This is a genomic window from Bacillus sp. 05T31, assembly GCF_056396725.1.
Window position 1 is genome coordinate 1 of the sequence record NZ_JBFTMA010000159.1, and the last position, 7,638, is coordinate 7,638.

A 7,638-nucleotide genomic window follows, 5' to 3' on the forward strand; every position below is an offset into this window, starting at 1 on the left:
CGATGAGCGTTCCCATGCAGATAAAAGTGAATTTGCTCAAATTGAGCTTTGGATACCGGTGAAGAAGAAATAATAGTAAGACCGTCCAAAAGGTATTTTTGGACGGTCTTCTCTTATTAATAAGTTGCTACTATTTTCGTATTTTGTAGTTAAGTCGATATAATTTCATTTACTAGCACGCTGCTCCGAAAAGAGAAAGGTGCTTTATAAAAGCACCTTTTCCTACGAACTAAATGGAAACACAAGTATAATCGTCGTTCCTTTTCCAACTTCACTATCAATGAAAATCGTTCCGTTATGGGCATGAACGAGCTGTTTTGTAATGGCGAGACCAAGTCCAGTTCCGATGTTGCTTTCTTCTGTATTCGTTCCTCTGTAATATCGCTCGAATAGAAGTTCTTTCGTTTTATCATCCATRCCTTTTCCATTATCTGAAATAGATAGTGTAAATGAATTTGCATTTTGCGAAAGTTTTACGATTACGTTTGTCGTTTCATTATTATGTTTTACAGCGTTTGCGAGTAGGTTTTCGATAATACGTTGGAACCATTTTTCTTCAATAAAATATTGGATTTTGCTTGAACTTGGCACGAATTCAATGTTTTGATTTTGTAGTGTCGGGTTATTAATAAATTGTAATAGTACTTTTCGGACGAACTGATTAATTTCAACATTTACRTGTTGCGCAGGAAGAGTATCATTTTTTAATTGATATGTTAAGCTTAAGTCGTCAATTAATGTAGTCATATATTGAGATTTTTCTTTCATTACATGGCCAAATTGTTGAATGTCTTGATCCGTCCAATTATATTGCTTCGATTCTAGTAATAATGCATAGCCGTATATAGAGCTAAGCGGTGTTTTTAGATCATGCGTCAGGCCGGTAATCCACTCTTCACGTGTTTGTTGCAGTACTTTTCTCATTGCATCGTTCTTTTTCAAAGTAATAGAAAGGTGCTCTAGTGAGTTTGTAACATCTTTAAATATGCGGAACGACCATTTTTCTTTACCGGAGCGCCGAAACCGAACAGGTTTGCCTTTTTTACTAACAGGTTCTTCATATTTTCCTCCGGCTATGTTTTTAAGCCAGTGCATCGTGTGTAATAAAGGCTTTCCAAACTTATTTCCATACCAAATTGAAAGAATGACTAAATAAGCAAACACAATAAGGAGGATTAAGCTGCATCCGATTAGAAGTTTCTTGGTAAATATATCATCTAATTCATCATCTGGATAATAATGAGCGTTTGGGGCGGATACAACGACGAGATGACCGCTATTTGAATCGTAAAAACTAGATGTATTTTCTTTATAATTCCACGGTTCTTTTTCATTAAGAGCCGTTTTTATAGCCGAAAATGTTTTTTTCTTCCCAGTTGGATAGGAAAAAACTTCTTCGCCATTGTTATTAAATATTTGCAGTGTTGCTTTTTCTTTAGAAAGTAATTGTTTTTCTTGTTCAGTTAATGCAAATTCATTTAATGATAAAGAAGGGTGTCCTTGTTGTATCGTTTTTAGTAATGCATTACTTTTTAGTTTGGCACCGTAAATAACGATCACTGGTTTCTTTTCTAATTTAATTTCCCAATAGTTAAATTTATAAATATTGTTGTTACTATTCTGTAAATACGTAAGTAAGGATGTCTTTGTGTAAGAGGTCGGAACATCGTTAGGCGTATTAAAGTTGTAAAGGACCTTTCCATCTTCATCTACAATTTGAAGCCAATCACTCTTTTCTGTTATTAAATCTTTTACCTCAGATTTTAAAGTAATGTTATTGTCTTCAGAAGAAATATATTCGGAGATTGTAAAGGTATCATAATCAGAAATATTAGGTTCATATAAAGTACTATTAAGAAGAAAAATTAAATAAGAAAAAGAAGCAATTACTGCGATAAGTAACGTAACTAAGACAAAAACGTGTTGTAAAATAAACTGGATTATAAGTCGTTTATTAAAATTCATATCTTTAACCTACTTTGTAATGAACTTATAGCCAAGTCCACGAACTGTTTTTATGTATTCTGGTTTACTTGGATCTTGTTCAATTTTTTCACGTAGTTTTCGAATGTGAACCATAACAGTATTATCATCTCCATTATAGGCAGGTGCTCCCCAAACTTTTTCATATAATTCTTCCTTCGAAAATACGTAGTTCGGATTCTCACAAAAGAATAGTAGTAGTTGAAAGAGTTGAGCGGAACATTCGACAACGTTTCCATCTACTGTTAGTTCCGCAGAATGTTGATCAATTTCAAATCTCCCAAAAGAAAAGGAGTATATTCTTTGTTCTTGTATGTTTTGTTTCATATGTCTTCGGAGTTGAGCTTTCATACGAGCGACTACTTCTAGTGGATTAAATGGTTTCGTAATGTAATCATCCGCACCGTATGAAAATCCGGARATTTTATCTACATCAGATGTTTTTGCTGTTAGGAAGAAGATAGGGCAATCCGTTTTTTGGCGAAGGATTGGACAAATGTCAAAACCGGATTGTCCAGGAAGCATTACATCTAAAATAATTAAATCGTAATTGTTTTGCTCGGTGAGAGATAAGGCTATTTCCGCAGATGTTGCAGTTGTAATATGAGAAAAACCTTCTTTTTCAAGAATGGTAGTTAGTAATTGTAAAATTGCTGTTTCATCATCAATGAGTAGAATATTTGCGTGATACATATGAATCCCTCCTAATTTCCTCGAATATCATATCATCTTTTTGTAACTTATGGAATTTTTAAGGAAATTTTAAGGTTTTCTTTCACAAAAAATTAAGATTCAAATGATATGATAAAAGTAACATGGGGAGGAGATGAATGTGAATCCGTTTCAAACGATGCGAGCTAGATATTTTTTAATTGTATTTGCATTACTAATTTTAATAGCACGAAGTAGTAATGAAGTGCTAGAAAATACATTTCATATACAGAATTCATCTTTTATAAATATGCTTATATTTTATATCCTTCCAATAATATGGCTTTTTTACGGATATAGAAAGCATCGTGTTTCATTTTCATTATTTATTAATAGAAACGAAACATTTAACCTAGTGCAAGTTTTGTACATCGCGATTATGCTTTGTATGTTTAGTTACGGCTATCTTATTTTATATATGTACAGCTTTGCATGGATTACACCAGATTTTATTATGAATGCCTTGCATGAACCGATTATAGATAGTACCGGGGGATATGTATTTCAATTTATTAGGGTTGTATTTATCGCGCCTATTGTCGGAGAGTTTGTTTTTCGAGGGTTTTTACTGCAGCGTTTTGCAGCAAAATGGGGTACTAGTATAGCAATGGTCGTTGTAGCACTTTTATTTGCTTGCTTACATGTTGATTTCCTTGGTGCAGTTGTGTTTAGCATCGTACTATCAATTGTATATATTCGTACGAAAAGCTTACTCATGCCAATTGCTATTCATATGTTAAACAATGCGCTTGTGCTTAGTTCTTCTTTTTTAGTAAGTAGAGAAAAGATAATGAGTTTTGCCGATTTTTCGAACTATACGAMATTCTTTCCAGGATTAATTATTTTTATGACAGGATTAAACTTAGTRCTCATCTTTTTATTTGTKAAYCGCAAATATTGGAGTAAAGAAGTGCCTGTTATATATGCGGAGAAGGAAAAGAGCTTTTCGAGTATAGCAGGAGATAAGTAAGGTAGAGAAGATGTTTGAGAAAATATTGAAGGAAATGATAGATTATTGTACTTCTATTAGATACAAGTACTTTTCCATCAATAATGATACAGGAAATATTATTTTTCTTTTTATCGTGTTAGGGACATTAATAATAGTCAGCTTTATTATAGAAGAAATGATGAAGCGCATCTTCAGACAGTATGTAAAAAATGAAGTGAATTATGTTAGGGCTCATAAAATGTTTGAGAAAGTGATGGGGACTTTTATTTTATCCCGCATTAACGGGCAGTAAAACTCCCACCTCAAAATTCGACTGGAGCAAAGAAGTTAGGTGGGAGATTAACTGTCCGTAAACGCCCGATTGGTTCAACTAATAATCAGTGGGGATGAACAAAACCCCCACTGATTAAAGTTTCACTTTATGAAAACTAAATCATTATTAATTCGAAATTTGAAAGGGATGTATAAAATTATATGAATGAAACAATATCGTCAAATAAGTTTTTTTATTTGATTGTACTGAGTTTAGTATTGATTACGACAGTAAATGTTGTTCTTCGCTGGGAGGAAGCTTACTTTTTTATGTATTTAGCGCTCCATTTATTAGGGATTTTATGTATAACGGGCGGAGTAGTTGCTGAGAAAAAGCATGAAGAAAGTATTAATTATATGTGTGTGATGGGTCTTATTTTACTTCTAACTGTACAAGGTATTATGAAATATAGTTCWTTTTCTTTGCAAGATTTTAGTTTGTTAATAGATGTACTTCCTTAAGGAGAGGCTCTTTATTTTATCTAAAAGGCGGTTTGCCAGTGCAGTTCTTATCCCAGATTATGAAGCGAATAAAGTGTCTAAAGGTAGGTGAAACTCTTCTTATATAGAAGAGTTTTTTATGTAAGTAGAAGGCTCTCGAGCAATTCTCATAATAAGCTTGTTCTAATTTAGCATGTACGAACTTACAATAATAATAGACAGGCAGCATAGAGGAGGGAATAGCGTGAGGAAAGTTATTGGGTGGTCGTTTTTTTTGTACGTTGGGTTTGCGTTACTTATATATTGGTATTTATTTGGATGGAATCATGAACTCATTCCGGACATGTATAAAGGAACGAGTGCAGATCCAGAAACTTTTATGAATGCGAGGGAGCTTACGCTAAGCCAAGATTATTCGCGCGTGAAAAACTTACTGTTCTTTTTAGCGACGCCTCTTGAATGGATTATTTTATTGTTTGTACTTGTGCTCGGTATTTCAAAAAAGTTTGAGAAATGGTCGAAGGAAACGACCAAAATAAATGTCTTACAAGTTGCGATTTATTTCTTTTATTTATCACTACTAACAACAGTTCTTGCATTACCGATGCAATGGATCGGGCGTAAAGTATCCGTTGATTACGGAATATCTACGCAAAGCACACAAAGCTGGATAAAAGATCATGTCATCGATTTTTGGGTGAACTATGCGACTATGTTACTCATTGTTTCGGTTCTGTTATGGCTCATCCGTAAATTTCCGAAGAGATGGTGGCTAGCAGGATGGGCGCTCTCTGTTCCGTTTACGATTTTCTTAACGTTTGTGCAACCTGTTGTAATTGATCCACTTTATAATGATTTTTCAACGCTGAAAAATAAGGAATTAGAAACGAAAATTTTAGCGATCGCAGATAAAGCTGATATTCCAGCTAAACACGTATATGAAGTAAATATGTCGGAAAAAACGAATTCGTTAAATGCGTACGTAACGGGAATTGGCCCTAACGCCCGTATTGTAATGTGGGATACAACACTTAAGCAATTAAAAGATAAAGAGATTTTATTTATAATGGCTCATGAAATGGGACATTACGTAATGAAACATATATATTGGGGCGTTGCGAGCTATGTGTTGCTATCGTTTATAGGTATGTATTTAATTAGTCGTATTATAAATATGTGTATTCGAAAATGGGGAGATACACTGCAAATTCCAAAATTAGCATGTTTCTCAATTTTACCTTTATTTTTCTTAATTTCCTCTTTATTATCTTTTGCAGCACAACCAGCAACAAACTACGTTTCTCGTATAGAGGAACGAGCGGCAGATCAATACGCTTTAGATATGACGAAAGATGGAAAATCAGGTGTGAAAACTTTTCAATATTTATCAAAAACGAGCTTAAGTCAAGTGAATCCGCCTGCGTTAGTGAAGTTTTTCTTATATACACATCCACCAATTTTCGAAAGAATTCATACATTTGAACAATATGAGAAACAAAAAAACAAGAAGTAGCGATTATGCTACTTCTTTTTTATAGAAATATAAGTTTGGTATTGGGAATATTTATCATTGCTTTTTATTGTGATTTTGTAAATAATAAGCTATAAAATTCTAAAAATCTATATATAAAGGAATAAAGGTGAAAAAATGTATTTTTTACAAAATTTAAAAGTGAAACATAAATTATTCTTACTTATCTCATTAGCAGTTTTGGGCATGGCAATTATGAGTTGTGTAGCAATTAATTCTATTAATAAGATTAAGCACGATACAGAGGTTGTAGTAGATGATTATCAAAATTCTGCAGTTTTATTAGAAGGAATGCTTCGTACACAAAATTCACTAGAATATAACTTACTAGAATTAATTACAACGTCACAAAATGAGGGGACAAATAAAGAAGGGATTATTGGTAATGTTGAAAAGGATCTTAAAAAATATGATTCTTTATTAAAAGAATATGATGATGGCGTTAATTTAAGTAAGCAAGAGGATGAGCTGTTTCAGAAGATGAAGAAATCTTTGCCAAGTTATATGGAGACATATAAGAAGTTGTTTGACAAAGCAAAGGGAACAAATGAATCTCAAATGGTAAACGAATTTCAAAAGGACTTAAAACCGAAGGGAGTAGAGTTAGCTGGTTATGCTGTAGATTTAGAAGAGTATGTTTCAAATTTAGCTGACCAAGTATTTAAAGATTCTCAAAAAATGATAGATCGGTCCGTTATTACCTTTATCATTCTTGCAGTAATTACTACAATCATTATATGTATAGTAAGTTATACTATTAGCAAACTTATAGTTGCTCCTTTACAAACGGTTAGTCGTATGATGGAAAGAGCAAAAGAGGGAGATTTAACTGTACATGGTGATTATAATGCTAAAGATGAATTAGGTATATTAGTAAGTGATTTTAACGAGATGATTGCAGGGCTAAGAACAAATATGCAAGAAGTAGAGAATAATATTCAGCTTTTATTCCAACATGCAGACGGAGTAGTATCTGCATCAGAAGTATCTAGCGGTGCAGCAAAGAAAATCACTATGGATATTGAAGAAGTTGCCAATGGCGCAGAGAGCCAAATGCAAGCAATGGAACAAACTGCGGGTGCGATGGAAGAGTTGACACAAGGAATGCAGAGCATAGTGAATACATCATCCTCTGTAAATGAATTGTCTGCTCAATCAGCATTAGATGCAGAGAGTGGTAACAAATTAATGAAACAAATGATTCAACAGATGGATACAATCCAAAATTCAGTACATAGCGGTGTGAAACAAGTAGAGACTATGAAAGAACAATCAGAAGAAATTGTTAAAATCATTGATGTTATGCAAGGTATTACCTCTCAGATTAACTTATTAGCATTAAACGCCGCAATTGAGGCTGCACGTGCTGGAGAAAGTGGTAGAGGATTTGCAATTGTGGCAGATGAAGTGCGAAAATTAGCAGAACAATCTAGTGATTCTGCAAAACAAATTGAGAAGCTTATTACTCAAGTTATGGGAACAACGAACCATACGGTACATATGATGGGGAAAGTAGATAATGAGGTGCAGGCAGGTACTCAAGTAGTAATGCATACAGAAAAAGTATTTGGAACAATTACAGAAAAAGTGCAGCAAGTATCTGAGCAAATTCAAACGGTATCTATGTCTACAGATGAAATTGCAGCGAGTAGTGAGGAGATTTCTGCTTCTACAGAAGACATGGCGCAAATTTCTCAAAGGTCATCTG

General features: G+C 33.6%; 7 protein-coding genes and 1 pseudogene. 6 read left to right on the forward strand and 2 right to left on the reverse strand.

The features are described from left to right. Positions 1 to 222 precede the first annotated feature (222 nt). Positions 223 to 1,965 (reverse strand): ATP-binding response regulator, encoded by a 1,743-nt coding sequence (locus AC1DJR_RS12170; RefSeq protein WP_429687836.1) that lies wholly within the window; start codon positions 1,963 to 1,965, stop codon positions 223 to 225. Positions 1,966 to 1,974: 9 nt separating this feature from the next. Next, positions 1,975 to 2,676, reverse strand: coding sequence for a response regulator transcription factor (locus AC1DJR_RS12175; protein WP_002011226.1), 702 nt, complete (start codon positions 2,674 to 2,676; stop codon positions 1,975 to 1,977). Positions 2,677 to 2,815: 139 nt separating this feature from the next. On the opposite strand from AC1DJR_RS12175, the gene AC1DJR_RS12180 reads away from it, so the two are divergent. From AC1DJR_RS12180 to AC1DJR_RS12205, 6 genes and pseudogenes are all read left to right on the forward strand, one after another. After that, positions 2,816 to 3,664, forward strand: coding sequence for a lysostaphin resistance A-like protein (locus AC1DJR_RS12180; RefSeq protein WP_477002704.1), 849 nt, complete (start codon positions 2,816 to 2,818; stop codon positions 3,662 to 3,664). Positions 3,665 to 3,674: 10 nt separating this feature from the next. After that, complete coding sequence (locus tag AC1DJR_RS12185; RefSeq protein WP_429687837.1) at positions 3,675 to 3,938, forward strand: malate synthase; 264 nt, start codon at positions 3,675 to 3,677, stop codon at positions 3,936 to 3,938. A 182-nt stretch (positions 3,939 to 4,120) separates the two neighbouring features. Beyond that, the gene (locus tag AC1DJR_RS12190) at positions 4,121 to 4,420 is read left to right on the forward strand and encodes a hypothetical protein (protein ID WP_001006056.1); all 300 of its coding nucleotides are present in this window, start codon (positions 4,121 to 4,123) and stop codon (positions 4,418 to 4,420) included. A gap of 223 nt (positions 4,421 to 4,643) precedes the next feature. After that, the gene (locus AC1DJR_RS12195; protein WP_429687838.1) at positions 4,644 to 5,912 is read left to right on the forward strand and encodes a M48 family metallopeptidase; all 1,269 of its coding nucleotides are present in this window, start codon (positions 4,644 to 4,646) and stop codon (positions 5,910 to 5,912) included. Positions 5,913 to 6,116: 204 nt separating this feature from the next. Further along, a pseudogene (locus tag AC1DJR_RS12200) lies at positions 6,117 to 6,779 on the forward strand (MCP four helix bundle domain-containing protein); the annotation flags it as partial. 348 nt (positions 6,780 to 7,127) lie between these two features. Continuing rightward, positions 7,128 to 7,638, forward strand: a 511-nt coding sequence (locus AC1DJR_RS12205) for a methyl-accepting chemotaxis protein (protein ID WP_477002705.1), incomplete at its 3' end; no start/stop codon positions are given.